Genomic DNA, 24,036 nt, shown 5'->3' on the forward strand with positions numbered 1-24,036 from the left:
CGGCATGCCCGGTGTTTCCCGGCGGGGCTTGAGCTGCCCTGGCAGCGGAGCTGAAAGTTCCCGGCCGGGGGCGAAGTTGCCCCGGCTCCGGCGGAGCCGGATTGTGCCGGCGGCGGGCGGGATGTCGCGCAGCGGTAGAACACGCCCGTCCGGGGGCGGCAGGCCATAAGGGAAACGACGACACCGCGCCGAGCGTGCCACGGGTCCGGGGATTGGCCCAGGGCGGGAGGCGGGGGCCTCCGCAGCCAGAAGGGTGGGTCGTGGCGGGCGTTCCCGTGAGGGACTTCTCAGGTTCATCTCGTGCTGCTGTGATACTCCGCGCCAACCCACGTCCCCCAGGAGGCGTTTGTGAATCTGGTCGTCAACGGCGATGCCGAGAGCGGTCCGGGAGGGAGCGCCGAACCTGTCGGCGCCGTGACCGGCTGGGTCGTCGCACAAGGGGCTCCCGCACTCGTCGCGTACAGCGTGGGCGGCGGCTATCCGACCGCCGCCGATCCGGGGCCGACCCACCGCGGCAGCCGGTTCTTCAGCGGGGGCAACTCCCCCCGTACCGCCCTTGTGCAGGACATCGCGTTGCCCGCCTCCGGAGCGACCGGGCGGCGGGCCGTCGACGCGGGCCGGGTGCGGTACGCCGTCTCCGCGTGGCTCGGCGGGTACGCCGGTCAGGAGGACGGCGCCCGGCTGTCCGTGGAGTTCCGGGACACCAAGGGCACACCCGTCGCCCTCAGCGTCCTCGGGCCCGTCACCGCCGCCGAACGTGGCGCTCGCACCGGCCTGCGGGAGTGCACCGCGTCCGCCGCCGTGCCGCCCGGCGCACGGACCGCTCGTCTGCTGCTGGTGCTCACCCGCAGCGGCGGCGGGGCGTCCAACGACGGCTACGCCGACGCGATATCGCTCAGCCTCACAGCCACCGGGGGACGCAAGTGACCAGGATCGACCGACGCAATCTTCTCAAGGCTGCCGCGGCCGCAGGTGCGCTGAACCTCGTGTGGCCGTTGAGCGCCGGGCTCAGTCCCGCGCAGGCCCGCGAGGCGGCCGAGGCGCTCGGCGCCGACTACGACCCCGCGCCGTTCACCCTCGGCGTCGCGTCCGGCGACCCGCAGGCGACCAGCGTTCTGCTGTGGACCCGGCTCGCACCGGAACCGCTCGCCGCCGAGCAGCGCCTGCCCGAGGTCGTCGAGGTCGAGTGGACCGTGGCCCTGGACCGGTCGCTGCGCCGTGTCGTGGCCCGGGGCGTGGCTCCGGCCTCCGCGACCCTCGGCCACAGCGTCCACGTGCCGGTCTCCGGGCTGCGCCCGGGCACCCGGTACTGGTACGCGTTCAGAGCGATGGGGCGGACCAGCCGGGTCGGCCGCACGAGGACCGCGCCGGTCGGCAGGGCCGGACGGGTCCGGTTCGCCGCCGCCAACTGCCAGGCCTTCCATGACGGTTTCTACGCCGCCCACCGCGGCATCGCCCGCGAGGACGTCGACTTCGTCGTCCACCTCGGCGACTACATATACGAGCACGGACAGGTCGGCGGCGTCCCCGCCGACCACGTACGCGACCACGAGGGCCCGTCCGTCTTCACCGTTGCCGACTACCGCCGCCGCCACGCCCTCTACAAGGGCGACGCCTCCCTGCGCGAGGCGCACGCCGCCCATCCCTGGTTCCTCACCTGGGACGACCACGAGGTGGTGAACGACTACTCCGGCACCGGCGGCGGTGCGCCGTTCATGCAGCGCCGGGCGGCCGCGTACCAGGCCTGGTACGAGAACATGCCGCACCGCGACAGCAGTGCGTTCGCCCTGCCCGACCCGGAGATCCACCGCGTCCGCCGCTGGGGCGACCTGCTCGAACTGACCGTCCTGGACCTGCGCTCCTACCGCTCCGCGCAGAACCTGGCCGGCGGCACGATCCTCGGCGGCGAGCAGAAGTCCTGGCTGAAGCAGGGCATCGACCGTGCGCCCGACGCGTGGCACGTCTGGGCCAACTCCATCATGCTCAGCCAGCTCCGTGGCCGGCCGGGCGGCTCGTACATGTTCACCGACCAGTGGGACGGCTTCCTCGGAGAGAGGAAGGAGATCCTCGGGCATGTGCACTCGAGCGGTATGGAGGACCTGGTCGTGATCACGGGCGACTGGCACTCCGCCTTCGTCGACGACATAAGGACCGACTTCGACGACACGTCGTCGCCGGTGGTCGGCACGGAGTTCACCGCACACTCCGTCACTTCAGGGGCGTACTCGGCCGACTGGAACAGGGCGAACGGTCCGCTGATGGGCGCGGCCAACCCGCATCTGCAGTACTTCGAAGGCAACCGCTACGGCTACGACGTCTACGAGGTCACCCCGGAGCGGTTCAGCGCGCACATGCGGGTGATCGCGGACCGCCGAGACCCGGCGTCGCCCGTCACCACGCTCACCACCTTCCACGTGGACCGCGGGACGGTCGGCTCGTACGAGGACCCGGCGACGAAGAACTCCCCCGCCCAGTGGAGGAGGGACTAGGGCGTGTTTCGAAAGTAGCGTCGTCCGCCCGCAGGGCGGGGCCCGCGGCGTCTGGTGCGTGCAATCGCAAGGCGGAGGATCATCCTCGTACTGGACGTACCTGGATGACTCCGACAACGCAGCGAGTGTGCGTGCCAGGCGTCGTGGGCCAGGCGGGACTTTCGAAAAACGCCCTAGGGACGCGTGTCACACCGGTGTGTGGTTCCGCCACGCACCGGGCCGTCCTATGGTCAAGGTCATGTTCGCCGCCTACGCCGCACGTATCGACCGCGACCAGCCGCTGAACGGCCTCGAACTGGGCGAACGCCCGGCTCCCGAGGCCCGGACCGGCTGGACGACGGTGACCGTCAGGGCCGCCTCCCTCAACCACCACGATCTCTGGTCGCTGCGCGGGGTGGGTCTCGCAGAGGACAAGCTGCCGATGATCCTCGGCTGCGACGCCGCAGGCGTCGACGAGGACGGGAACGAGGTGGTGCTCCACTCCGTCATCGGGCAGAGTGGGCACGGCGTCGGCCCTGACGAGCCCCGCTCCATCCTCACCGAGCGCTACCAGGGCACCTTCGCCGAGCAGGTCAGCGTCCCGACGTGGAACGTGCTGCCGAAGCCCAAGGAGCTCACCTTCGAGCAGGCCGCCTGTCTGCCGACGGCCTGGCTCACGGCCTACCGCATGCTCTTCACCAACGCCGGGGTGCGGCCGGGTGATTCGGTCCTCGTGCAGGGCGCGGGCGGCGGTGTGGCGACCGCCGCGATCGTACTCGGCAAGGCCGCAGGCCTGCGGGTGTACGCCACCAGCCGCGACGAGGCCAAGCGCAGGCGTGCCGTCGAGCTGGGCGCGGAGGAGGCATACGAACCGGGCGCGCGGCTGCCGCGGCGCGTGGACGCCGTCATCGAGACGGTCGGCGCCGCGACCTGGTCGCATTCGGTCAAGTCGCTGCGTCCCGGCGGCACTCTGGTGATCTCCGGTGCGACGAGCGGCGACCGCCCCCCGCACGCCGAGCTCACCCGGATCTTCTTCCTTGAGCTGAAGGTCGTCGGCTCGACGATGGGCTCGAAGGACGAGCTGGAGGACCTGCTCTCGTTCTGTGCGGCGACGGGCGTGCGGCCGGTGATCGACGAGGTGCTGCCGCTGGACCGTGCCAGGGAGGGCTTCGAGAAGATCGCGTCCGGCGATCTGTTCGGGAAGATTGTCCTGACGAACTCTTGATGGTGCGTCAGTTCGGCTGGTGGGATCCGTCCCATGCGTACGAGCCGAACGACTCGCGTACTGGCGGCTGTCGCCGTCTGCTGTGCCGTGCTCATGGCGTTGGCCGGTACCACGGCGGCAGCCGGTACCACGGCGGCGCCGCCCCAGGACGACGCACGGATCCTGCCGCCGCCCCAGAGCGACGCCCGGATCCCGCCGCTGACCGACGACCGCGGCCGTGTCCTCACCCTGCGCGGCTGGAATGTCGAGGACAAGGTGCACCGCGGTGACGCGGCCCTGTCCTCCGTGACCGAGCGGCACTTCCGGGATCTGCGCGCCGCCGGCTTCAACTTCGCCCGGCTGCTGGTCTTCTGGGACGATCTGGAGCCGGTGCGCGGGCAGTACAGCGAGGCGTACCTCCGCAAGATCGAGCGCGTGCTCGACTGGGCGCGAAAGCACGGCATCCAGGTCCTCCTCGACGCCCACCAGGACGTTTTCGGGCCCGCCTTCGGGCACCGCGGCATTCCCGAGTGGGCGACCAGGACCGACGGGCTGCCTTTCACCCCGCACCCCGACGACTGGTTCGCCGAGTATTTCGAGCCCGCCGTGCAGCGCGCGTTCACCCATCTCTACGAGGACCCCGACCTGCGACGCGCCCAGGCGCACATGTGGCGTGTGCTCGCAGACCGTTTCGAGGACCATCCCGCCGTCATCGGCTACGACCTGATCAACGAGCCCATGGGCGAGATCGCCGAGGGCGAGGACCTGCCGACGGCCGCCCGGCGTATCGAGGCCGAGCAGCTCACGCCGATGTACAACCGGCTGGCGGGCGCGGTCCGTTCCGTGGACCGGGAGAACTGGATCTTCGTGGAGCCGACCCCGATCGTCGGCGAGGGCGTGCCGACCGGGCTCGGCCGGATCGAGGACCCGAGGACGGTCTACGCACCGCACTTCTACAACACCGCCATGGAGGCCGGCGCGGACTACGACCCCGCTGCCGGCTGGATCGAAGCGTACGAGCGTGCCGTGGCCGCCTATCCCGCGCAGTACGGGGTTCCGGTCGTCGTCGGTGAGTGGGGCCCGCTGAACAACGCCCTGCCGAACATGGGCCGCTTCTACCGCGAGGCCCTGGCCTCCCTGAACCGCTACAGCTCCGGCTGGGCGGGCTACGTCTGGTGCTACGGCAGCGGATACTGCGCGCTCGACGCGCAGGGCGGTTTCCGTACGAACAAGGAGCGGACCGCCGCACCGTACGCCGCGGCTGTGGCCGGGCGGGTCACCGCCGACACATATGCCCCGGGGAGCGCGACCTACCGGCTCGAGTACCGGGCGAAGCCGGGTACGACGGAGATCTCGCTGCCGCCGAGCGCGAGCGGTTGGCGTATCGAGGTGACCGGGCACGCATGGACCCCGACCTCAGGCGCCCCGGCCCACCGGGCGGCCACCGTGTGCGTCCATGGCCGGCCGGGCGCGCGAGTCGGTGTCGTCGTCACTCCTCGTACACCACGATGAAGTCGCCGCTCGGCCCCCGGCGGGCGGCGAGCGCCTCGCTCAGCCGGCGCAGATGTCCCGGCGTCAGCTCGAGTGGCGGCTCGTCCGGCTGGTACGTCGTGCCGCGCGGATAGTCCTGGTCCGGAGTGCGGGTCATCTCGATGTGGCAGCCGAGGACGTGTGTCACCCGGGTCGTCTCGCAGAAGGCCAGCAGCCGGTCGACGGTGGCGGTGAAAGCGGCCAGGTCCTTGACGTACAGCCGGCCCGGGTAGAGGGAGTCGCCGGTGAGAAGGAGGCCGGTGTGCCGGTCGTGGAAGACGACGGCGGACTCCTCGTGGCCGGGGCCCGGCAGCAGATCGAGCACCCTTCCGCCCAGGTCCAGCTCCGCGGGGCGCAGCGGCCACTGCTCGAAGCCGAAGTACGAGATCACCTCGGCCCGCGACGGCCCCACCGTCTCGGTGTGCGGCCGGTCGGCGAACTGCCCGTCGCCGGCGATGTGGTCGCCGTGCGCGTGCGTGTGGGCCACGATCAGCCCGTACTCCTGCCGACCCTCCCGCGGACGGAGACGCAGCCACGCGTCGATCAGTGCGTCGACCGTGGCGCGCAGCGGCATGCCGGAGGGGTCGGCGGTCGCGCCGGAGTCCAGCAGCAGCGCCCGCTCGTTCCCGAACAGCAGGAACAGGAACGGCGCCTCGAAGTGGACGGACTTGTTCTGGCGCAGGATCAGGGTGTGCTCGGAGTACGCGTGGACCTGGATCGCCGGCGCGGGATCGTCCGCGGGCGAGGGATGCCCCGCATGCCACCGGACGTCGAGGCAGCCGGCGACGGGGGCGTCGGTACGGAAGTCGATCACGTAGCTCACCGTACGCCGCCCGGTCCCGCCCGGTCCGCCCCCGGTTCCGGGTGTTCGGCCGGGCAGGAACAAAGTCCTGGCACCAGGACTCAATCCCGCTCAGTTTCCAGGAACGGTCCGAGAGGCACCCCTGCCCTTGATGTCAACCACGGTTGACGCCCGGGTGGGTGTCAATGTAGGTTGACAGCCATGACCGAAGCAACAGATCTCGCCGAGCGCGCCGGTGATCGTGATCCGCGCGTCGGGCTGCGTGCCGTCGCCGCGCTGCGGCGGCTGCTGGAACAGCTCGAAGCCCTGCAGGTCAGAAGCGCCCGCAACCAGGGCTGGTCGTGGCAGGAGATCGCGGCGGAACTGGGCGTCAGCCGACAGGCCGTACACAAGAAGCACGGGAGGCTGTGATGTTCGAGCGGTTCACCAAGGACGCCCGTGCGGTGGTGATCGGGGCCACCGCGTGTTCGGAGCGGGCCGAGGCCTCCACTGTCACCCAGGAGCATCTGCTGCTGGCGCTGATGGACCTGGAAGGAGCCCGGACCGCGTTCGCCTTCCGCGCCCTCGGAGTCATGGACCGGCGGGACTCGCTCGAGGCCGCCCTGGCAGACGCCCGCCGGCGGGGCGGCATGACCAAGGCGGACGAGGAGGCCCTCGCCGGCCTCGGAATCGACGTCGCTGAGATCGTCGCCCGGGTCGAGGAGACCCATGGGACCGGGGCGCTGGCCGCGGACCGCAGGGACCGGCGCTGGTGGTCCGGTCACCGCACCTTCACCCGCGAGGCGAAGCAGACACTGGAGAAGTCGCTGCGGATCGCGCTGGGCAGGCGCGACAAGGTCATCGGCGCGGAACACATCCTGCTGGCACTCGCCACCGGGCCGGGTGTGGTTCCGGAGGTCCTCGCCGACCACGGCGTGACGTACGCGGCCTTGGAGCGGGCGATGTTCGGCGAGCCGATCGGCGGGACGGCAAAGGCGGGTTGAGTCCGGGCGCGCGGGCCGGCGAGCCTGACGGCGGCTGAGGCAAAGGCGCGTTGAGCCCAGGCATGGGTCAGCGAGCCTGACGGCGGCTGCGGCAAGGCGGGTTGAGCACGGGTGCGGGTCGGGGCGAGAGGCGCCCCGACCCGTGGTCACTCCCTGGGGCCGCGCAGCAGGGCGACGATGTGCGCCGCCGCTGTCGACAGATGGCGGCGGGCCTCGCCCAGCTGGTCCGCGGTCACGCCGTGGTCGCGCGCCGCGTCCCGTACGTCGTCGCGGAACCGGTCCAGCAGCCGTTCGAGATCGCGCACGGGATCGGCCGAACCCCTCGTGTCCACGGCGTCCTTCGCCCAGTCGGGGTCGACGTCGGCCGGTTCCGGCTTCACATACGGCGGCCATGCCGTGCCGCGCGCCATCCCGCCGAGCTGGGAGGTCAGCTCCGTCAGCCCTTCGCGCACACCGGTCGGCCAGTCACCACGTGCGAAGTGGCCCTGGACCTGCTCCTGCACCTGCCTGGCGATGCGCTGCATCTCGGCGCGGGCGCTCTCGTGCGCCTCCTGCGCCTGTCGGCGTGCCTGCTGTGCATCCTCGCGGGCGCGGCGCGACTCGTCCTTCGCGCGGCGTGCCTGCTCCTTCCATTCCTGCTTGGCGCGCTTGAACTCCTCCTTCGCCGCCCGCCACGACTCCTTGTCCCCGAAGTCCCCGAAGTCCCCGGGACCCGCGGAGTCACCGGAGTCTGACGGGCCGCCGAACTCGCCGCGCCCCGGCTGCCGGTCGCCCCTCTTGCCGCCGGACGCCTTACGGGTCCGGTCGGCGGCCGCGCGCATCTCACTGCGCAACGTGCCGGCCGCCCCCCGCACGTCGTCGCGGATCTCCGCCGCGAGTTCGGAGACGGACTCGCGGATCTCCAGCTCCAGATCGGCCAGTTCGCCGCTGCGGCCCGCCAGCTCGGCCCGGCCCGCGTCGGTGATCGAGTAGACCTTGCGACCGCCCTCGGTGGCGTGGGTGACGAGGCCCTCGGCCTCCAGCTTGGCCAGCCGCGGGTAGACAGTGCCCGCACTCGGCGCGTAGAGGCCCTGGAAACGCTCCTCGAGGAGGCGGATCACCTCGTAGCCGTGGCGCGGGGCCTCATCGAGGAGCTTCAGCAGATAGAGGCGGAGCCGGCCGTGGGCGAAAACGGGGGGCATGTCAGAGTCCCTTCCCACTCGGGGTGTCGGCGGGCGCCGCCTCATGCGGTTCGTCCTCGGCCGGCGGCCTGCGCAGCAGCGCGATGGAGCCGGAGACCGTGGTCGCCTTGAGCGTGCCGGTGCCCGCGCCCAGCGTGCCGGTGATCCTTTTCGCGCCCCACTGGCCACTGACCCTGAGGTTCTCGAAGGCGTTGGACACCGCGCCGCTCGCGGTGTTCGCCTCGACGCGTGCGTCCGCCGGATGCGGCAGCCGGATGGCGACCTCGCCGGAGACCGTGGCCAGCCGGATGTCCGTGGGCCTCTCGCCGCGGTCGAGGTCGATGACCATGTCACCGGTGACCGATTCGGCCTTCACGGCGGACCCCGCGCCGTCGATCACGGTCAGGTCGCCGGAGACCGAGTTGTAGCGCAGGTCGCCGGTGACGGACTGGGCCTCGAGGTTGCCGGAGACGGTTTCCGCGCGGACGGCGCCCGAGAGGCCGACCAGCGTCGTGTCGCCGCTGACGCCGCGCACCACCGTCCGGCCGCGGACGCCGGAGACGACCGCGCCCGCTCCGACGACACCGACTTCGACGGTCGCGGCGGCCGGTACCGCGAGCGAGACGACGGCGCTGCGGTGATGGCCCTTGGGGTCGAGCCACTTGAGGAAGCCCGTCCAGGGCAGGTCCTCGTAGGAGACGGTGAGGGTGGAGCCGTTTCTGGTGACGACGAGCGGCGGGCCTTCGACCTCGGAGATCTCCAGGCGGGTGGAGCGTTCGTCCGTGCCCACGACGTTGACCGTTCCATTGACGATACGGACATTGAGGGTCGTCACCGGGTCGTCGAAGGTGAGCTTCCTCTGCTCCGCGACTTCCCACGTCTCTGCCATGGTGCTGACCTCCCGGGCCGCCACGACGCAACATATCGCGTCTCGTTGGGAACACGATATATCGCGGTTGAGCGATGTCAAGCGTGATCCCGCCTCGCTGGACGCGCAGACCGCCCATGAGCGTCTGCTTCAGGGCAAATTGCCCTAGCGTGGGAGCATGAACGCGACATCCGTCGGAGCGCTGCTGCTGTGCCGGGCCGAACCGGCGGCCGTACGGCGCCCGGCCCATCTGCTGCGCGAACAGGTGCTCCTCGCCCCCGCCGGCCGCGAGTGGAGCGCGCTCGTCCCCGAGGGCCGGCCGTGGCTGGACGGCCATGAGCACGTCGACGCGGTCGTCGGCGGATGGGCCGCCGCGCTCGCGGTCGGATCGAGTCGGCCCGTCCTTGCCCTGTGGTGGGACGGCGACCGGGCCGGCTTCACGCTGGCCGCCGGCTTCCGCCGCCCGGTCGGATACATCTGGCTCGCGGACGGCACCCCCGTCGGCGAGGACGAGGCGATGCGCACCTTCGCCGCGCGCCTGGGGCTCGACCCGGTCCTCGACCTCCAGGCCCTGGAGCCCCTGACGGCGCCCGACCCCGACTCCGACGCGCGGGCGCGGCTGATCGGCCTGACCGCGGTCCTGTCCCGCACGGGCCTCGATCTGCCCGCCGGCCTCAGCCCGGGCGGCCCGGCCGACCGGCTGCGCTCGACCGCCCGGCAGGCGGACGCCGAGACGGTCGCGTCCACCGGACCGCCCGAACCGGCACGGGCGAAGCAGGCCGGCGAGCTCGAGGAGCGCCCTACCCGCTGCCCGTGGCCCCACGGGACGGCAGCCCGCCGCGCGGGCGCCGTCCAACTGGGCATGGGACTGCCGCTGGTGGCCTGGGGCGCTTGGCGGCGCAGCGCCGGGTGGGCGGCCGCCGGAGCGGTACTGGTCGCGCACGGCGCGCTGGCGCTGTCGTGCGGCGAACCGCGGCCGAGGGTCTGACCTGTCGACGGGACCGTCCTGACCGAGCTACTCGTCGTCCTCGTCGTCGAGTCGGGCCAGCCAGGTGGCGAGGCGTTCGACGGGGACCTCGAAGTCCGGGTTGAGATCGACGAACGTGCGCAGCTGCTCGGCGAGCCACTCGAAGGTGACCTCCTCCTCGCCGCGCCGCTTCTCCAGTTCCTCGATGCCGCGGTCGGTGAAGTACATGCCATCAGGATATGACCTGCGAAAAGCCGAAGGGCCCGGCCCCCGCGACTGATCGCGGGGGCCGGGCCCGGGTACTACGTCACTCGGCGGCGCAGCCGTCTCACGCGTCGAAGACGTCGTTGACCAGCTGCTCCTGCTCCTGCTCGTGGCGCTTCTTCGAACCCACGGCCGGGGACGAGCCGTGCGGACGCGAGATGCGGCGCAGGCGCTCGCCGTGCGGGATGTCCGCGCCGACGGCCAGGTCGAGGTGGTCGATCAGGTTGAGCGCGATGAACGGCCAGGCACCCTGGTTCGCCGGCTCCTCCTGGGCCCACAGGTACTTCTCGGCGTTCGGGTACTTGGCGATCTCGGCCTGGAGCTCGGCACCCGGCAGCGGGTACAGGCGCTCGAGGCGGATGATCGCCGTGTCCGTCGTGCCGCGCTTCTTGCGCTCGGAGTCCAGGTCGTAGAAGAACTTGCCGGACGTGAACACGACCTTGCGGACCGCGGCCGCGTCCACCGAGTCGTCGCCGATCACCGGGCGGAAGCCGCCGGTGGTGAACTCCTCCGCCTTCGACGCCGCGGCCTTCAGACGCAGCATCGACTTCGGGGTGAAGACGACCAGCGGCTTGTGGTGCGGGTTGTGGACCTGCCAGCGCAGCAGGTGGAAGTAGTTCGACGGCAGGGTCGGCATCGCGACCGTCATGTTGTTCTGCGCGCACATCTGGAGGAAGCGCTCCGGACGCGCGGAGCTGTGGTCCGGTCCCTGGCCCTCGTAGCCGTGCGGCAGCAGCAGCGTGACGCCGGAGTGCTGGCCCCACTTCTGCTCGGCCGAGGAGATGAACTCGTCGACGACGGTCTGCGCGCCGTTGACGAAGTCACCGAACTGGGCCTCCCACATGACCAGGGCGTCCGGGCGGGCCAGCGAGTAGCCGTACTCGAAGCCCATCGCCGCGTACTCGCTGAGCAGCGAGTCGTAGACGTTGTAGCGGGCCTGGTCCTCGGACAGGTAGAGCAGCGGGGTGTAGTCCTCACCGGTCTCCTGGTCCACCAGCACCGCGTGGCGCTGGCCGAACGTGCCGCGGCGGGTGTCCTGGCCGGACAGCCGGACCGGGGTGCCCTCCATCAGCAGCGAGCCGATGGCCAGCGTCTCGCCCATGCCCCAGTCGATCGTGCCGTCCTCGACCGATGCCGCGCGGCGCTGCATCTGCGGCAGGAGCCGCGGGTGCACGGTGATGTGGTCGGGGATGTTGACCTGGGACTCGGCGATCCGCTTGACGACCTCCTGGGAGACCCCCGTGGTCACCGAGACGGGGAACTCCGGCTCGGCGTCCGGGACATGGGCCGGAGCCGGGTGGCTGGTGGCCTCGCGCACCTCGGCGAAGACCTTCTCCAGCTGGCCCTGGAAGTCCTGGAGGGCCTGCTCGGCCTCTTCCAGCGTGATGTCGCCGCGACCGATGAGCGACTCGGTGTACAGCTTGCGCACCGAACGCTTCTTGTCGATCAGGTTGTACATCTGCGGGTTGGTGAACTGCGGGTTGTCGCCCTCGTTGTGACCGCGGCGGCGGTAGCAGATGAGGTCGATCACGACGTCCTTGTTGAACGCCTGACGGAACTCGAAGGCCAGGCGGGCCACGCGGACCACGGCCTCCGGGTCGTCGCCGTTCACATGGAAGATCGGCGCCTCGATCATGCGGGCCACGTCGGTGGCGTACATGGACGAACGCGACGACTCCGGGGCGGCGGTGAAGCCGACCTGGTTGTTGATGACGATGTGGACCGTGCCGCCGGTGCGGTAGCCGCGCAGCTGCGACATGTTCAGCGTCTCGGCGACCACGCCCTGGCCCGCGAAGGCCGCGTCACCGTGCAGGGCGACCGGCAGGACGGTGAAGTCCGTGCCGCCCTTGTTGATGACGTCCTGCTTGGCGCGGGCGACACCCTCGAGGACCGGGTCGACGGCCTCGAGGTGGGAGGGGTTGGCGACCAGCGAGACCTTGATCTGCTCGCCGTCGAGGCCGGTGAACGTGCCCTCGGCGCCCAGGTGGTACTTGACGTCGCCGGAGCCGTGCATCGACTTCGGGTCGAGGTTGCCCTCGAACTCCCGGAAGATCTGGGCGTACGACTTGCCGACGATGTTCGCCAGCACGTTCAGCCGGCCGCGGTGGGCCATGCCGATGACGACTTCGTCGAGGCGCGACTCGGCGGCCGAGTCGATGACCGCGTCGAGCAGCGGGATGACGGACTCGCCGCCCTCCAGCGAGAAGCGCTTCTGGCCGACGTACTTGGTCTGCAGGAAGGTCTCGAAGGCCTCCGCCGCGTTCAGCCGGCGCAGGATGCGAAGCTGCTCCTCGCGCTCCGGCTTGGAGGTGGCGCGCTCCACCCGGTCCTGCAGCCACTTGCGCTGCTTCGGGTCCTGGATGTGCATGAACTCGATGCCGGTGGTGCGGCAGTACGACTCGCGCAGCACGCCGAGGATGTCGCGCAGCTTCATCATCGACTTGCCGGCGAAGCCGCCGACGGCGAACTCGCGCTCCAGGTCCCAGAGTGTGAGGCCGTGCTCGGTGATGTCCAGGTCGGGGTGCTTGCGCTGGCGGTATTCCAGCGGGTCGGTGTCGGCCATGACATGGCCGCGGACCCGGTAGGAGTGAATCAGCTCGAAGACCCGCGCGGCCTTGGTGACGTCGTCGTCGTGCGAGGCGTCGATGTCCTTGAGCCAGCGGACCGGCTCGTAGGGGATGCGCAGCGACTCGAAGATCTCGTCGTAGAACTCCTCCTCGCCGAGGAGGAAGTTCGCGACGATCCGCAGGAACTCGCCGGACGCGGCGCCCTGGATGACACGGTGGTCGTACGTCGAGGTGAGGGTCATCACCTTGGAGATGCCCAGCTTGTTCAGGGTGTCCTGCGAGGTGCCCTGGAACTCGGCCGGGTAGTCCATCGAGCCGACGCCCATGATGACGGACTGTCCGGGCATCAGACGCGGCACGGAGTGGACGGTGCCGAGGCCGCCGGGGTTGGTCAGCGAGACGGTGACGCCGGTGAAGTCGTCCATCGTCAGCTTGTTGTTGCGGGCGCGGCGGACGATGTCCTCGTAGGCCTGCCAGAACTCGAAGAAGTTCAGCGTCTCGGCCTTCTTGATGCCCGCGACGACCAGCTGGCGGTCGCCGTTGGGCTTCACCAGGTCGATGGCCAGACCGAAGTTGACGTGGTCGGGCTTGACGAGGGTCGGCTTGCCGTCCTTCTCCGCGAAGGACCAGTTCATCGACGGCATGGCCTTGATGGCCTGCACCATCGCGTACCCGATGAGGTGCGTGAAGGAGATCTTCCCGCCCCGGGCGCGCTTGAGGTGGTTGTTGATGACGATGCGGTTGTCGAAGAGCAGCTTCACCGGGACGGCGCGCACGGACGTGGCCGTGGGCAGCTCCAGCGACGCGTTCATGTTCTTCGCGACCGCGGCGGCGGGGCCGCGCAGTGTCACGTATGCGGGGCCGTCCGCCGGCTGGGCGTCGGCCTTGGACGGGGCCGGCTTGGCCGCGGCGGGCTTCGCCGGGGCCGCGGGCTGCGCCGGAGCGGCCGCGGGGGCCGGCTTGGCGGGAGCCGCGGGTGCCTGCGCCCGGGCGGCGGGCGCGGGCTGCGCCGGGGCCGCCGGCTGGGCCGGAGCGGCGGCGGCCGGGGCGGGAGCCGCCGTGGCGCCGTCGGTCTGAGTCTGCTTCGCCCCCGCGGCGGGAGCATCCGCCGTGGCGGCCGCTCCCGGCTTGTAGTCGGCGAAGAAGTCCCACCAGGCACGGTCGACCGAATTCGGGTCCTGGAGGTACTGCTGGTAGATCTCGTCGACGAGCCACTCATTGGCACCGAACGCGGCGGCAGGGTTGTGACCCTGCCCGGCTTGGTCGGTCGAGATGCTCGAGTTACTGGGGGACTGAGACGACACGGCGAGAACCGCCCTCTTCCGCTTCACAAGGTGATGGACAGCGGAAATAAAGGCTACGCCTCCCTGGCCGAGAGGTGCAGGCCGGGCCGGTCAACGTCGTGCAAGTCACACCGAAGGGCGCGTTTCGGAGCCGTTAATGGCGGGAAACAAGCATGGTTCACTCGACGTGAGGTACGCCTGACGGCGGTCACGGGCCTTCGGCCCGCACCTTCGACGGAGCTCCGGCAACGTCGTGACCGGCCGCTTTCCGCGGCTTCGCGTGGCGGCTTCCCACGTCTCGACTGTCTACACGCAGAATCCGTGCTTCCGGTTCGCTTCCGGTTCGAACCCTACGTCAAGCCCGCGCCGACCGGACGCCCGGAAGGGTGACTCGGATGCGGCAGCCGTGTGCGGATTCGGCCACTCCGATACGCCCGCCGTGCAGATCGACGGCCCAGCGCGCGATCGCGAGGCCCAGCCCCGTACCACCGTCGCTGCCCGGACCGTGCGGGGACGGCACGCCACCCCGGTTGAAACGCTCGAAGACGCGGTGGCGCTCCTGTTCCGGGATGCCCGGCCCCTCGTCGAGCACTTCCAGGTGGAGAGACTCCCGGTAGGGGCCGCGCCGGGCCCGTACCGTCACCCGGCCATGGGCCGGCGAGTGCTTCACCGCGTTGTCGATGAGATTCGCCACCACCTGGTGCAGCCGCTCCGCGTCCGCGTACGCGGTCAGCTCCGGCGGCGACACGTCCAGGTGCAGATGGACGTCGGTACGGGTGTGGTGGCCGGAGCCCGAGGCCAGACCGCGCCGCGAGGACGCCAGATTGGCCTCCTTCAGGACGCCCGACAGATACGGCCACACCTCGAAGCGCCGCGCCCTCAGCGGCAGCACACCGTTGTCGAGACGGGACAGGTCGAGCAGTGTCTCGACGAGACGGCCCAGGCGCTCGGTCTGCCTGAGAGCCGTCCGCATCGTCTCCGGATCGGCGGCGGACACCCCGTCGACCACGTTCTCCAACACCGCCCGCAGCGCGGCGATGGGAGTGCGCAGCTCGTGCGAGACGTTGGCGACCAGCTCCTTGCGGTGCCGGTCCACGGCCTCCAGATCGTCGGCCATCCGGTTGATGGTGGAGGCCAGGTCGCCGAGCTCGTCGCGGCGGTCCGCGCCGCGCACCCGGCGCGTGTAGTCGCCGTGCGATATGCCCTTGGCGACCGTGTTCATCTCGTCCAGCGGCGCGGTCAGACCGTGCGCCACGAACTGGGTGATCAGTAGGGTCGCGATGATCGTGAAGACGGTGATGAACCGCAGTTCGGTCTTGCTGTGCAGGGCCATCAGCAGCAGACCGGTGGTGATGAAGACCGAGACCACCACGAGCGTACTGAGCTTGGTCTTGATCGATATCGTGATGGACGCGGTGCTCAGCCGCTTCCGTGGTCCGCCGGTCCGCCGCCGTCTCATGGCGCCGGCGTCTCCAGCGCGTAACCGACACCGTGGACGGTGCGGATGCGCTCGGCGCCGATCTTGCGCCGCAGAGCCTTGATATGGCTGTCGACCGTGCGCGTGCCGGACGCGTCCGCCCAGTCCCACACCTCCGCGAGCAGCTGCTCGCGGGACAGGACCGCGCGCGGCGTGTTCGCCAGGCACACCAGCAGGTCGAACTCGGTCGGCGTCAGATGTACGTCCTCGGCCCGCACCCGCACGCGGCGCTGTGCGTGGTCGATCTCCAGCTCGCCCAGGCGCAGGATTCCGCTGCGCGGCGTCACCGCGGCGAGCGCTGCCCGCTCCACCCGGCGCAGCAGGACGTGCACCCGGGCCGCGAGCTCCCGCATCGAGAACGGCTTGGTCATGTAGTCGTCCGCGCCGACGCCGAGCCCGACGAGCATGTCCGTCTCGTCGTCCCTGGCGGTCAGCATCAGTACCGGTACCGGCCGCTGCGCCTGCACCCGGCGGCAGACCTCGAGCCCGTCGAAACCGGGCAGCATGACGTCCAGGACCATCAGGTCCGGCTGCCAGGCATCGGCCGCGTCGACGGCCGCGGGGCCGTCGAGAGCGGTCTGCACCAGGAAACCCTCGGCCCGCAGCCGTGCCGCGATGGCGTCGACGATCGTGGCGTCGTCCTCGACCACCAGCACCCGGCGCTGGGCACCAGGAGTGGCCGCGACGCCGCCTTGCGTGGTGTGTGTCTGCTCCATCGCCCCGCCCTTGTACGCGTTCTCTGCGAGCTGCATGTGGATCTCTGGTTCGAAGGTGGATCCCGTGTGTAGTCCAGCAGCGTAAAGGCACCGACGGCATCCCGGCTACGCAGGGCGAACCCCGAGGTGGACCACGTCCGGTACGCCCCGGGCAACCCGGATCTCTTCGGTTCTTACCCCGCTGAATCCGGCATTCCGCAACGCATCCTCGAATTCCGCGGACGGCTGCGCGGACCATACGGCCAGTACTCCGCCGGGCTCCAACGCGCCCTGGCAGGCGGCCAGTCCGGTCGGCGAGTACATGTTTGTGTTGTCCTCCGTGACGGTCCAGTCGGGCCCGTTGTCGATGTCCAGGCACAGAGCGTCATAACGGTCCGTGGTCGAACGGAGGTAGGCCAGAAGGTCCGTGTGAAGGATCACGCAGCGGGGATCGCCGAGGGCCTGACCGGAGATCGCTGCGAGTGGTCCCGAGCGGTGCCAGTCGATGACGGCCTGCTCGCGCTCGACGACGACGATCCTCCGCCAGGACGGGTTCGCGGCGGCATGAGCGAGCGAGAAGCCGACCCCGAGCCCGCCGATGAGCACGCTGGGAGCGACGTTGCCCGTGTCGAGTGCGGCGTACGCGGCGTCGATGAGCAGCCGCTCCGACCGCCCGTCGGAGGTGTCCATCAGGAAGCTCCCGTTGGCGATGATCTCGTGCACCGTCGTGTCCCCACGCTGCCGGCGCCGCAGCACGACCTCCCCGTAGGGCCCCTCGCGCCGGTCGAGCGTGACGGGGGCGTCGGTTTCGGGGAACTGCATGGCTTTCGACCTCCGGGCGGCGGTGGAGTGGCGACACGGACCGCGTCCATCTTCTCCGGCGGCCGACGAAGGGTACAAACCTGTTGCACGGCCGTTCGGCGGGTGCGGTGACGGCCGTCGCGGGCGAGGCCCGCGGCGATTCACCGGCTGTGATTCCGCGGTCTTCAGTTCCCTCCCGGGCTGTGGAACAGGCTCACCAGCGGGGTGTGGGTGCGCCAGCCCAGGGACTCGTAGAGGGCCCGGCCGTCGGGTGTCCCGCCCAGCACGCCTACCGTGGCGCCCCGTTCGAGCGCGGCGTTGTGGAGAGTGTGCATCACCAGTCGTCCGAGGCCCTTGCGGCGGTGCTCGGGCGCCGTCTCGACCTGGTCGACGACGGCCGTGCGCCCGGTCGGTGCGATCTGGGCGCGGGCCGCGAAGGAGCCGTCGGCGGCCACTACGAGGGCCCGGACGACACCGCCGCGTGTCCAGGTCTTGAGGGTGTAGCCATCGGGTACGACCGTTGCGGCGCGGCGCAGTTCGGCGGACATCAGCCAGCCGGGTTCGTCGACCGACCAGTCGGGGCCCGCCCAGGCGACGACGGAGTCGGGGGCGGCGAACACCTTCAGCCAGACGGTCGGCGCCGCCACCTCCGCGGCGACCTTGCGCACGGTCGCCTCGTCGTCCGCGGTCAGGACATGGCGGGTGGCGTGCTTGACCTGGCCGACGTCGAGGGTGAAGCCCCAGGGTCTGGGCACCGGGTCCGCGGAGCCGCGTGAGACGGCCCAGCCGCGTACCCAGGCATCAACGATCTCTGCGGTGGAATCGAAGGACATCCCGGCTCCTCGGTACGCTGAAGTAATAGACCATATCGTTGAGTGGCTATTACATATCGGTCTGAGGGGTGTCGGCGACCGAATAAAGGGGTGACGCCGGTCACGGGCGGGGTGCCTTCTCGCCGTGCACCGCCGTGTACTCCGCTGCCAGCCACGGGCCCAGGTCCTCGACGAGCGTCGTCAGCACCGCACGGTCCGCCGACCGCGTCCGGGCGGCGGCCGCGGCAAGCCGCATCTGCGCGGCCCGCTCCGGGTAGTAACGGCCGAACACTTCGGCGGACTCGACCAGATCGCTGGTCCAGCCGCCCCAGCGCGGCATGACCAGCGTGAATCCCGAGCGCACGATGCGCCGTGCCGCCCCACGGGACAGCGCGCCGAGCTCGGCGTTCGTGGCGGTCTCGTCCGCGCGGCGGCGCCAGCGCGGCACGGCGAGGGTCAGATCCCCGTTGGTTTCCCGGGCGAGCAGCGCGGTCGGGCGGTAGCGGGGCAGGCGGGTGGCGAGGTCGTCCCCCAGCAGCGGGGTGCACAGGCATGCGACGAAGAAGCCGAGGTCATGGCGCTCGAGCTCGCTGAGCAGTGCCGGGACGCCGAAGAGCAGGGTGCCGGCGCCGTCGATCTGGGCGAACTGCCGGTCGAGCGAGGCCTCGATCCTCAGGGCGTCCGCTCGGTCGTCGTCCGTCGGCTCCTCCCGCAGGGCCAGCAGCAGGTCGAGGTCGGAGCTGCCCGGGACGGCGTTCCCGCGCGGCACGCTGCCGTAGAGATACGCGCTGTGCAGCCGGCCGCCGCCGAACGTGTGGGTGATCGCGGCGCGTGCCGCCGCCACGACCGGAGCGAACGGGGCCTGCACCTGCCTCAGGGCACCCTCCCGCGCGATCGTCCCGTCGGCGTTCAGCCCCTTGGCCCCCATGGATTCTCGTGGCATGGGGGCACGCTGTCACGGAGCCGGCCCCGCTTCGGCTTCCGACCGGAAACATGCCTGGCCGCAGCCCGTGCGAGCGGTGATCGCTCACAGCGAACAGGCGGCAGGGAACATTCCAAGGCTCACCTGCATTGAGTCGGTGTAGCTCAACTTGACTGCCTAAGGGGAGATCATGGCTGCCGATTCCACGGCGAACCTCACACTGCCCGTCCTGCCGCTCGACGACGAGGTCGTGCTGCCCGGCATGGTCGTGCCGCTCGACCTGTCCGACACCGATGTACGGGCCGCGGTCGAGGCCGCTCAGGCTGCCGCCCGTCCCTCCGGAAACGGCAACAAGCCGAAGGTGCTGCTCGTTCCCCGCGTCGACGGCACCTACGCGGCGACGGGTGTGCTCGGCACGGTCGAGCAGGTCGGCCGGCTCTCCGACGGCGACCCGGGTGCACTGATCCGCGGCGTCGGCCGCGTCCGTATCGGCGCCGGTACGACAGGGCCGGGGGTCGCTCTGTGGGTCGAGGGCAGCGTGGTCGAGGAGACGGTTCCCGACCAGCTGCCCGGCGCGGTGACCGAGCTGGTCAAGGAGTACAAGGCGCTGGCCACCGACTGGCTGAAGAAGCGCGGCGCCTGGCAGGTCGTCGACCGGGTGCAGCAGATCGAAGGCATCTCACAGCTAGCCGACAACGCCGGCTACTCGCCGTTCCTGACCACCGCCCAGAAGATCGAGCTCCTGGAGACCACCGACCCGGTCGCCCGCCTCAAGCTCGCCACCGAGCAGCTCCGCGACCACCTCGCGGAACAGGACGTCGCCGAGTCCATCGCGAAGGACGTCCAGGAGGGCGTCGACAAGCAGCAGCGCGAGTTCCTGCTGCGGCGTCAGCTGGACGCCGTACGCAAGGAGCTGCGCGAGCTGAACGGCCAGGAGGGCGAGGACGAGTCCGACGACTACCGGGCCCGTGTCGAGGCCGCCGACCTGCCTACGAGCGTCCGGGAGGCCGCGCTCAAGGAGGTCGAGAAGCTGGAGCGGGCCTCCGACCAGAGCCCCGAGGGCTCCTGGATCCGTACCTGGCTCGACACCGTTCTCGAACTGCCCTGGAACGAGCGGACGGAGGACGCGTACGACATCCGGGGCGCCAAGGCGGTGCTTGACGCGGAGCACGCGGGCCTGCAGGACGTGAAGGAGCGGATCACCGAATACCTGGCGGTGCGCAAGCGGCGCGCCGACCGGGGCCTGGGCGTGGTCGGCGGGAGGCGCGGGGGCGCGGTGCTCGCGCTCGTCGGCCCGCCCGGCGTGGGCAAGACCTCCCTCGGCGAGTCCGTCGCCCACGCGATGGGACGCACGTTCGTGCGCGTCGCGCTCGGCGGCGTGCGGGACGAGGCCGAGATCCGCGGCCACCGGCGTACGTACGTGGGCGCGCTGCCCGGACGGATCGTCCGGGCGATCAAGGAGGCCGGCTCGATGAACCCCGTCGTCCTGCTCGACGAGATCGACAAGGTCGGTTCCGACTTCCGCGGGGACCCGGCCGCGGCCCTGCTCGAGGTCCTCGACCCCGCGCAGAACCACACCTTCCGCGACCACTACCTGGAGGTCGAACTCGACCTCAGCGACGTCGTCTTCCTGGCCACCGCCAATGTGCTGGAGGCCATCCCGGAGGCGCTGCTCGACCGCATGGAACTCGTGCGGCTCGACGGCTACACCGAGGACGAGAAGGTCGTCATCGCCCGTGACCACCTCGTGCCGCGCCAGCTGGAGCGGGCCGGCCTGGAGACCGGCGAGGTGACCCTGGACGAGTCGGCGCTGCGCAAGCTGGCCGGCGAGTACACCCGCGAAGCGGGCGTACGGAACCTGGAGCGGGCCGTCGCGCGGCTGCTCAGGAAGATCGCGGCACAGCACGAACTGGGCGACCGCGAGCTGCCGTTCACCGCCACCGACGGTGAGCTGCGCGGTCTCATCGGCCGGCCGCGCCATGTGCCCGAGTCCGCGCAGGACCCGGCCGAGCGCCGCACCGCGGTGCCCGGCGTTGCCACCGGTCTCGCCGTGACCGGCGCCGGCGGCGACGTCCTGTTCGTGGAGGCGTCGCTCGCCGACCCCGAGACGGGCGCGGCCGGACTGACCCTGACCGGTCAGCTCGGCGACGTCATGAAGGAGTCCGCGCAGATCGCGCTGAGCTTCCTGCGCTCGCACGGCGCGGAGCTGGAGCTGCCGGTCGCCGACCTCAAGGACCGGGGCGTGCACATCCACTTCCCGGCGGGCGCGGTGCCCAAGGACGGCCCCAGCGCGGGCGTCACGATGACGACGGCGCTCGCGTCGCTGCTCTCCGGGCGTCTGGTGCGCACGGACGTGGCGATGACCGGTGAGGTGTCGCTGACCGGCCGGGTGCTGCCCGTCGGCGGCGTGAAGCAGAAGCTGCTCGCGGCGCACCGGGCGGGCATCACGACGGTCGTGATCCCGAAGCGGAACGAGGCGGACCTGGACGACGTCCCGGCCGAGATCCTCGACAAGCTGGAGGTCCACCCGGTGACGGACGTCCGGCAGGCGCTGGAGATCGCGCTCTCCCCGGCGGACGTGCCGGTGACGGCCGCGGCCTGAGCGGCGGCGGCCGAGGGGCCTGGCGATGGTGGCCTGAGTGCCGGTGGCCGACGGGCCCGGCGGTGGTGATGCTGGTGACCCACTGCCGGGCCCGAGCGGTGTCCACCCGTCCCGCACAATGGACGGATGACCGCTCTGCAGGCCGACTGCTCGAACTGCTTCGGGCTGTGCTGCGTCGCACTGCCCTTCTCCGCATCCGCCGACTTCGCCGTGAACAAGGACGCCGGGGAACCCTGCGCCAATCTGCGCACCGACTTCAGCTGCGGCATCCACACCCGCCTCCGCGAGAGCGGCTTCCAGGGCTGCACCGTCTACGACTGCTTCGGCGCCGGTCAGCAGGTCTCCCAGGTCACCTTCGGCGGCCGGGACTGGCGGCAGGCCCCGGAAACGGCCGACGAGATGTTCGCGGTCTTCCCCGTCGTACGGCAGCTGCACGAACTGCTCTGGTACGTCGAGGAGGCACTGACGCTGCCTGCCGCGCGCGAGGTGCATGCGGACCTGCGCCGGCAGCGCGAGACCGTCACGGAGCTGACCCGCCTCGCCCCCGACGCCCTGCGGAAGCTGGACGTCGCCGCGCACCGCGCGGAGGCCAACGCAACTCTGCTGCGGACCAGCGAGCTCGTCCGCGCGGAGGTCAGGCGCAAGAAGAAGGACCGCAGGGGTGCCGATCTTATGGGCGCCGCGCTCAGGGGCGCGGATCTGCGGGGTGTCAGCCTGCGCGGCGCGTATCTGATCGCGGCCGATCTGAAGGGCGCGGATCTGCGGCTGGCCGATCTCATCGGAGCCGACCTCAGGGACGCCGATCTGTCCGGCGCGGACCTGACCGGCTGCATCTTCCTCACCCAGCCGCAGCTCAACGCGGCCAGGGGTGACACGGCCACCCGGCTCCCGGACGGGCTCACCCGCCCCTCGCACTGGTCGTGACGACCGGCGCGGCGAGGCGCGGGCGGCCCCGGATCGGGTGCCGACGACTCAGCCGTTGGGCCTCAGCCGTTGGCGAGGGCCTGGACGCGGGACCGTCCGCTGCCGTTGGTCCATGCCTGCGAAATACTGGTGGAGCTGCGGCAATGCCTGGCCGCTGGAAAAGACTTTCAGGACCGGAAGAGCGCGCGAGGGGTGCTGACGTGCACGAAGGCGGTACGGCGAGTGGAACGGGCCCCGGGGGAAGAAATGGTGTGGACCAGGAATTCCTCGCCCTGGAGCGGGAGTTGTCCGTGTTCCTGCGCCGCGCGAGGGCTTCGTCCGGCGAAATGGCGCGCGAGGTGCACCCGGAGCTGGAACCCGCCGCGTACGGACTGCTCGTACGGCTGGAGGAGGCCGGAGCGCAGCGCGCCACGGAACTGGCCGGCTACTTCGGCGTCGGTAAGGCGACCATGAGCCGCCAGCTGCGCGCGCTGGAGGAGCTCGGCCTGGTCGCCCGCGAACCGGACCCGGCCGACGGCCGGGCTTCCCTCCTACGGCTCACGGACGAAGGGCTGGCCCGCTTCCGTCATGTGCGCGACGCACGCCGCGACCGGTACATGAGCAAGCTCGCCGACTGGGACCGCGGTGAGGTCGCGGAGCTCGCCCGCCTGCTCCACCAGCTCAACGCCCGCGCGGAGAGCTGACCGGCCGCTGGCGGGGCGGGCTCCCGCCCGAACCCGGCGCCTCGATCGCCGGCAGGCCCGGCCGGGCGCGGGGGGCGCGGCGTCCGGCCGGGCGACCCCGCCGTTTCCCGCCCGCGCTCCCCGTCCGGGCTCCACGCCACCGCGCCGCGTCACAGCTCCGCGAAGACCGCCGACGCGTCGTCGTGGAGCTTCCACCGGATCACCGCCGTACGGGCCTTCGCCGCCGTCTCCAGATCCCGCACCCGGTCGATCAGCCCCTGTGCCCCCTGCTTGCGCAGCAGCGCCACGCACTGACCCCAGTCACCCTCGGCGAACATGTCGACCCAGCGGGACGCGCCGTCCGTCAGGGCGGCCAGGGAGCGCACCCGCGCGCGCGGAACGCTGCCCGTGACCGCGCGCAGCGCCACCGACGGGTCGGCCGCCGCCGTGAAGAAGCCGCCCTCCGCGTTCCGCAGCGCGTCGGCCGACGCGTGGGTGCGCAGTGCCTCGCGCGGCAGTCGGTCCAGCCGGTCGTCGAGCACCGCACAGGCCGTGCCCTCGGGTGACTCCAGCAGCAGGGTGGAGTCGGAGAGCACCAGATACTCGACCTCCTCCTCCGGGCCGCCCCAACGCGCAAGGACCACCGTCGCCTGAGGCGTACGCACGTGAGAAAGGTCACATGTCCCGCGGTGGGCATCCGCGGTGCGCCGGATTGCCTCCGCGAGGACCTCCCGAAGCGTGAGGTCGCGCCGCGAACCGGACAGTTCGACCAGTGCGCCCCCGAGGCGAGCGGTGAACCACGGCACGTCGTGAAGGCATCCCGCATCGCCGGCGGGAGGCGTGACACCGTCCAGCGCCACGACTGTTCCGCCCTGGCCCGAGGCGGGCAGAGCCACGGACACCCAGTCCTCATTGGGGCGTTCGGGGGAGCCGGGTGAGGTGGCGAGTTCGATACGCATGAAGCCAGTCTGCATGAGACCTTCACAAGGTCCCCGCGGACCGGCGATCGGCCGTACCAGCAGGTCAGACCGGGTGCTTCGCCCCG

At 71.0% G+C, this 24,036-nt stretch carries 21 protein-coding genes; 10 read left to right on the top strand and 11 right to left on the bottom strand.

Features of this window, described 5'->3' with window-relative positions; genetic code table 11:
• Positions 1-348: 348 nt before the first annotated feature.
• The 4 genes from ACZ4SA_RS01150 (at position 349) to ACZ4SA_RS01165 (ending at position 5,184) form a co-directional block, all read left to right on the top strand.
• A complete protein-coding gene (locus ACZ4SA_RS01150) occupies positions 349-927 on the top strand; it encodes a phosphoesterase (protein WP_468268171.1) in 579 nt (192 codons plus the stop codon).
• Positions 924-2,489 (top strand): alkaline phosphatase D family protein, encoded by a 1,566-nt coding sequence (locus ACZ4SA_RS01155; protein WP_468268174.1) that lies wholly within the window; start codon positions 924-926, stop codon positions 2,487-2,489. Before ACZ4SA_RS01150 ends, ACZ4SA_RS01155 begins: the two co-directional genes overlap by 4 nt.
• 238 nt (positions 2,490-2,727) lie before the next feature.
• The gene (locus ACZ4SA_RS01160) at positions 2,728-3,693 is read left to right on the top strand and encodes a zinc-binding dehydrogenase (RefSeq protein WP_468268177.1); all 966 of its coding nucleotides are present in this window, start codon (positions 2,728-2,730) and stop codon (positions 3,691-3,693) included.
• Between the two features lie 33 nt (positions 3,694-3,726).
• A complete protein-coding gene (locus tag ACZ4SA_RS01165) occupies positions 3,727-5,184 on the top strand; it encodes a glycoside hydrolase family 5 protein (RefSeq protein ID WP_468268180.1) in 1,458 nt (485 codons plus the stop codon).
• Here the strand turns inward: ACZ4SA_RS01165 and ACZ4SA_RS01170 are convergent.
• Positions 5,162-6,016 carry an MBL fold metallo-hydrolase gene (locus ACZ4SA_RS01170; protein ID WP_468268184.1) on the bottom strand — a complete coding sequence of 285 codons (855 nt, stop codon included), beginning with the start codon at positions 6,014-6,016 and terminating at the stop codon, positions 5,162-5,164. The two genes, ACZ4SA_RS01165 and ACZ4SA_RS01170, sit on opposite strands and share 23 nt — an antisense overlap.
• 189 nt (positions 6,017-6,205) lie before the next feature.
• Here ACZ4SA_RS01170 and ACZ4SA_RS01175 point away from each other — a divergent pair, with 189 nt between their 5' ends.
• Positions 6,206-6,415 (top strand): helix-turn-helix domain-containing protein, encoded by a 210-nt coding sequence (locus ACZ4SA_RS01175; RefSeq protein WP_468268187.1) that lies wholly within the window; start codon positions 6,206-6,208, stop codon positions 6,413-6,415.
• Positions 6,415-6,987, top strand: a complete 573-nt coding sequence (locus ACZ4SA_RS01180) for a Clp protease N-terminal domain-containing protein (RefSeq protein WP_468268190.1) — start codon at positions 6,415-6,417, stop codon at positions 6,985-6,987. The genes ACZ4SA_RS01175 and ACZ4SA_RS01180 overlap by 1 nt, the downstream gene beginning before the upstream one ends.
• A 146-nt stretch (positions 6,988-7,133) precedes the next feature.
• Here the strand turns inward: ACZ4SA_RS01180 and ACZ4SA_RS01185 are convergent, their stop codons facing one another.
• On the bottom strand, positions 7,134-8,168 hold the full coding sequence (locus tag ACZ4SA_RS01185; protein ID WP_468268193.1) for a PadR family transcriptional regulator: 1,035 nt from the start codon (positions 8,166-8,168) through the stop codon (positions 7,134-7,136).
• A 1-nt stretch (position 8,169) separates the two neighbouring features.
• Positions 8,170-9,036, bottom strand: a complete 867-nt coding sequence (locus ACZ4SA_RS01190; protein ID WP_468268197.1) for a DUF4097 family beta strand repeat-containing protein — start codon at positions 9,034-9,036, stop codon at positions 8,170-8,172.
• Positions 9,037-9,193: 157 nt separating this feature from the next.
• Between ACZ4SA_RS01190 and ACZ4SA_RS01195 the strand changes: the two genes are divergently transcribed.
• Positions 9,194-10,003: a hypothetical protein gene (locus ACZ4SA_RS01195; RefSeq protein ID WP_468268200.1), complete on the top strand. Its 810-nt coding sequence runs from the start codon at positions 9,194-9,196 to the stop codon at positions 10,001-10,003.
• Positions 10,004-10,030: 27 nt separating this feature from the next.
• On the opposite strand, the gene ACZ4SA_RS01200 is transcribed toward ACZ4SA_RS01195, so the two are convergent.
• The 7 genes from ACZ4SA_RS01200 to ACZ4SA_RS01230 all read right to left on the bottom strand — a co-directional run bounded on the left by ACZ4SA_RS01200 (position 10,031) and on the right by ACZ4SA_RS01230 (position 18,809).
• Entirely contained in the window at positions 10,031-10,210 is a 180-nt protein-coding gene (locus tag ACZ4SA_RS01200; protein WP_003992906.1) for a DUF6104 family protein, read from the bottom strand.
• Between the two features lie 100 nt (positions 10,211-10,310).
• On the bottom strand, positions 10,311-14,117 hold the full coding sequence (locus ACZ4SA_RS01205) for a multifunctional oxoglutarate decarboxylase/oxoglutarate dehydrogenase thiamine pyrophosphate-binding subunit/dihydrolipoyllysine-residue succinyltransferase subunit (protein ID WP_468268203.1): 3,807 nt from the start codon (positions 14,115-14,117) through the stop codon (positions 10,311-10,313).
• 334 nt (positions 14,118-14,451) lie between these two features.
• Entirely contained in the window at positions 14,452-15,555 is a 1,104-nt protein-coding gene (locus ACZ4SA_RS01210; protein WP_468268206.1) for a HAMP domain-containing sensor histidine kinase, read from the bottom strand.
• Positions 15,552-16,289: a response regulator transcription factor gene (locus ACZ4SA_RS01215; RefSeq protein ID WP_100111355.1), complete on the bottom strand. Its 738-nt coding sequence runs from the start codon at positions 16,287-16,289 to the stop codon at positions 15,552-15,554. The genes ACZ4SA_RS01210 and ACZ4SA_RS01215 overlap by 4 nt, the downstream gene beginning before the upstream one ends.
• Positions 16,290-16,394: 105 nt before the next feature.
• Positions 16,395-17,090: a spermidine synthase family protein gene (locus ACZ4SA_RS01220; protein WP_468268209.1), complete on the bottom strand. Its 696-nt coding sequence runs from the start codon at positions 17,088-17,090 to the stop codon at positions 16,395-16,397.
• Positions 17,091-17,254: 164 nt separating this feature from the next.
• Complete coding sequence (locus ACZ4SA_RS01225) at positions 17,255-17,902, bottom strand: GNAT family N-acetyltransferase (RefSeq protein WP_468268211.1); 648 nt, start codon at positions 17,900-17,902, stop codon at positions 17,255-17,257.
• A gap of 100 nt (positions 17,903-18,002) precedes the next feature.
• Positions 18,003-18,809, bottom strand: coding sequence for a nucleotidyltransferase (locus ACZ4SA_RS01230; protein ID WP_468268476.1), 807 nt, complete (start codon positions 18,807-18,809; stop codon positions 18,003-18,005).
• 184 nt (positions 18,810-18,993) lie between these two features.
• Between ACZ4SA_RS01230 and lon the strand changes: the two genes are divergently transcribed.
• The 3 genes from lon to ACZ4SA_RS01245 all read left to right on the top strand — a co-directional run bounded on the left by lon (position 18,994) and on the right by ACZ4SA_RS01245 (position 23,012).
• A complete protein-coding gene (gene lon, locus ACZ4SA_RS01235; protein WP_468268214.1) occupies positions 18,994-21,405 on the top strand; it encodes an endopeptidase La in 2,412 nt (803 codons plus the stop codon).
• Between the two features lie 126 nt (positions 21,406-21,531).
• The gene (locus ACZ4SA_RS01240; protein WP_468268217.1) at positions 21,532-22,329 is read left to right on the top strand and encodes a pentapeptide repeat-containing protein; all 798 of its coding nucleotides are present in this window, start codon (positions 21,532-21,534) and stop codon (positions 22,327-22,329) included.
• Between the two features lie 143 nt (positions 22,330-22,472).
• Positions 22,473-23,012 (top strand): MarR family winged helix-turn-helix transcriptional regulator, encoded by a 540-nt coding sequence (locus ACZ4SA_RS01245; protein ID WP_468268220.1) that lies wholly within the window; start codon positions 22,473-22,475, stop codon positions 23,010-23,012.
• Between the two features lie 149 nt (positions 23,013-23,161).
• Here ACZ4SA_RS01245 and ACZ4SA_RS01250 read toward each other — a convergent pair whose 3' ends face one another.
• The gene (locus ACZ4SA_RS01250) at positions 23,162-23,950 is read right to left on the bottom strand and encodes a hypothetical protein (RefSeq protein ID WP_468268223.1); all 789 of its coding nucleotides are present in this window, start codon (positions 23,948-23,950) and stop codon (positions 23,162-23,164) included.
• Positions 23,951-24,036 lie beyond the last annotated feature (86 nt).

This window comes from Streptomyces sp. NPDC027962 (genome assembly GCF_055566095.1).

What these genes read in the sequence shown, in the direction of transcription:
- ACZ4SA_RS01200 (WP_003992906.1), bottom strand. Translation starts at nt 10,210, where the DNA reads ATGTACTTCACCGACCGCGGCATCGAGGAACTGGAGAAGCGGCGCGGC.
- ACZ4SA_RS01220 (WP_468268209.1), bottom strand. Translation starts at nt 17,090, where the DNA reads ATGCAGTTCCCCGAAACCGACGCCCCCGTCACGCTCGACCGGCGCGAG.
- ACZ4SA_RS01185 (WP_468268193.1), bottom strand. Translation starts at nt 8,168, where the DNA reads ATGCCCCCCGTTTTCGCCCACGGCCGGCTCCGCCTCTATCTGCTGAAG.
- ACZ4SA_RS01165 (WP_468268180.1), top strand. Translation starts at nt 3,727, where the DNA reads ATGCGTACGAGCCGAACGACTCGCGTACTGGCGGCTGTCGCCGTCTGC.
- ACZ4SA_RS01245 (WP_468268220.1), top strand. Translation starts at nt 22,473, where the DNA reads ATGCCTGGCCGCTGGAAAAGACTTTCAGGACCGGAAGAGCGCGCGAGG.
- ACZ4SA_RS01230 (WP_468268476.1), bottom strand. Translation starts at nt 18,809, where the DNA reads ATGGGGGCCAAGGGGCTGAACGCCGACGGGACGATCGCGCGGGAGGGT.
- ACZ4SA_RS01160 (WP_468268177.1), top strand. Translation starts at nt 2,728, where the DNA reads ATGTTCGCCGCCTACGCCGCACGTATCGACCGCGACCAGCCGCTGAAC.
- ACZ4SA_RS01250 (WP_468268223.1), bottom strand. Translation starts at nt 23,950, where the DNA reads ATGCGTATCGAACTCGCCACCTCACCCGGCTCCCCCGAACGCCCCAAT.
- ACZ4SA_RS01180 (WP_468268190.1), top strand. Translation starts at nt 6,415, where the DNA reads ATGTTCGAGCGGTTCACCAAGGACGCCCGTGCGGTGGTGATCGGGGCC.
- ACZ4SA_RS01210 (WP_468268206.1), bottom strand. Translation starts at nt 15,555, where the DNA reads ATGAGACGGCGGCGGACCGGCGGACCACGGAAGCGGCTGAGCACCGCG.
- ACZ4SA_RS01225 (WP_468268211.1), bottom strand. Translation starts at nt 17,902, where the DNA reads ATGTCCTTCGATTCCACCGCAGAGATCGTTGATGCCTGGGTACGCGGC.
- ACZ4SA_RS01190 (WP_468268197.1), bottom strand. Translation starts at nt 9,036, where the DNA reads ATGGCAGAGACGTGGGAAGTCGCGGAGCAGAGGAAGCTCACCTTCGAC.
- ACZ4SA_RS01240 (WP_468268217.1), top strand. Translation starts at nt 21,532, where the DNA reads ATGACCGCTCTGCAGGCCGACTGCTCGAACTGCTTCGGGCTGTGCTGC.
- ACZ4SA_RS01215 (WP_100111355.1), bottom strand. Translation starts at nt 16,289, where the DNA reads ATGGAGCAGACACACACCACGCAAGGCGGCGTCGCGGCCACTCCTGGT.
- ACZ4SA_RS01195 (WP_468268200.1), top strand. Translation starts at nt 9,194, where the DNA reads ATGAACGCGACATCCGTCGGAGCGCTGCTGCTGTGCCGGGCCGAACCG.
- lon (WP_468268214.1), top strand. Translation starts at nt 18,994, where the DNA reads ATGGCTGCCGATTCCACGGCGAACCTCACACTGCCCGTCCTGCCGCTC.
- ACZ4SA_RS01175 (WP_468268187.1), top strand. Translation starts at nt 6,206, where the DNA reads ATGACCGAAGCAACAGATCTCGCCGAGCGCGCCGGTGATCGTGATCCG.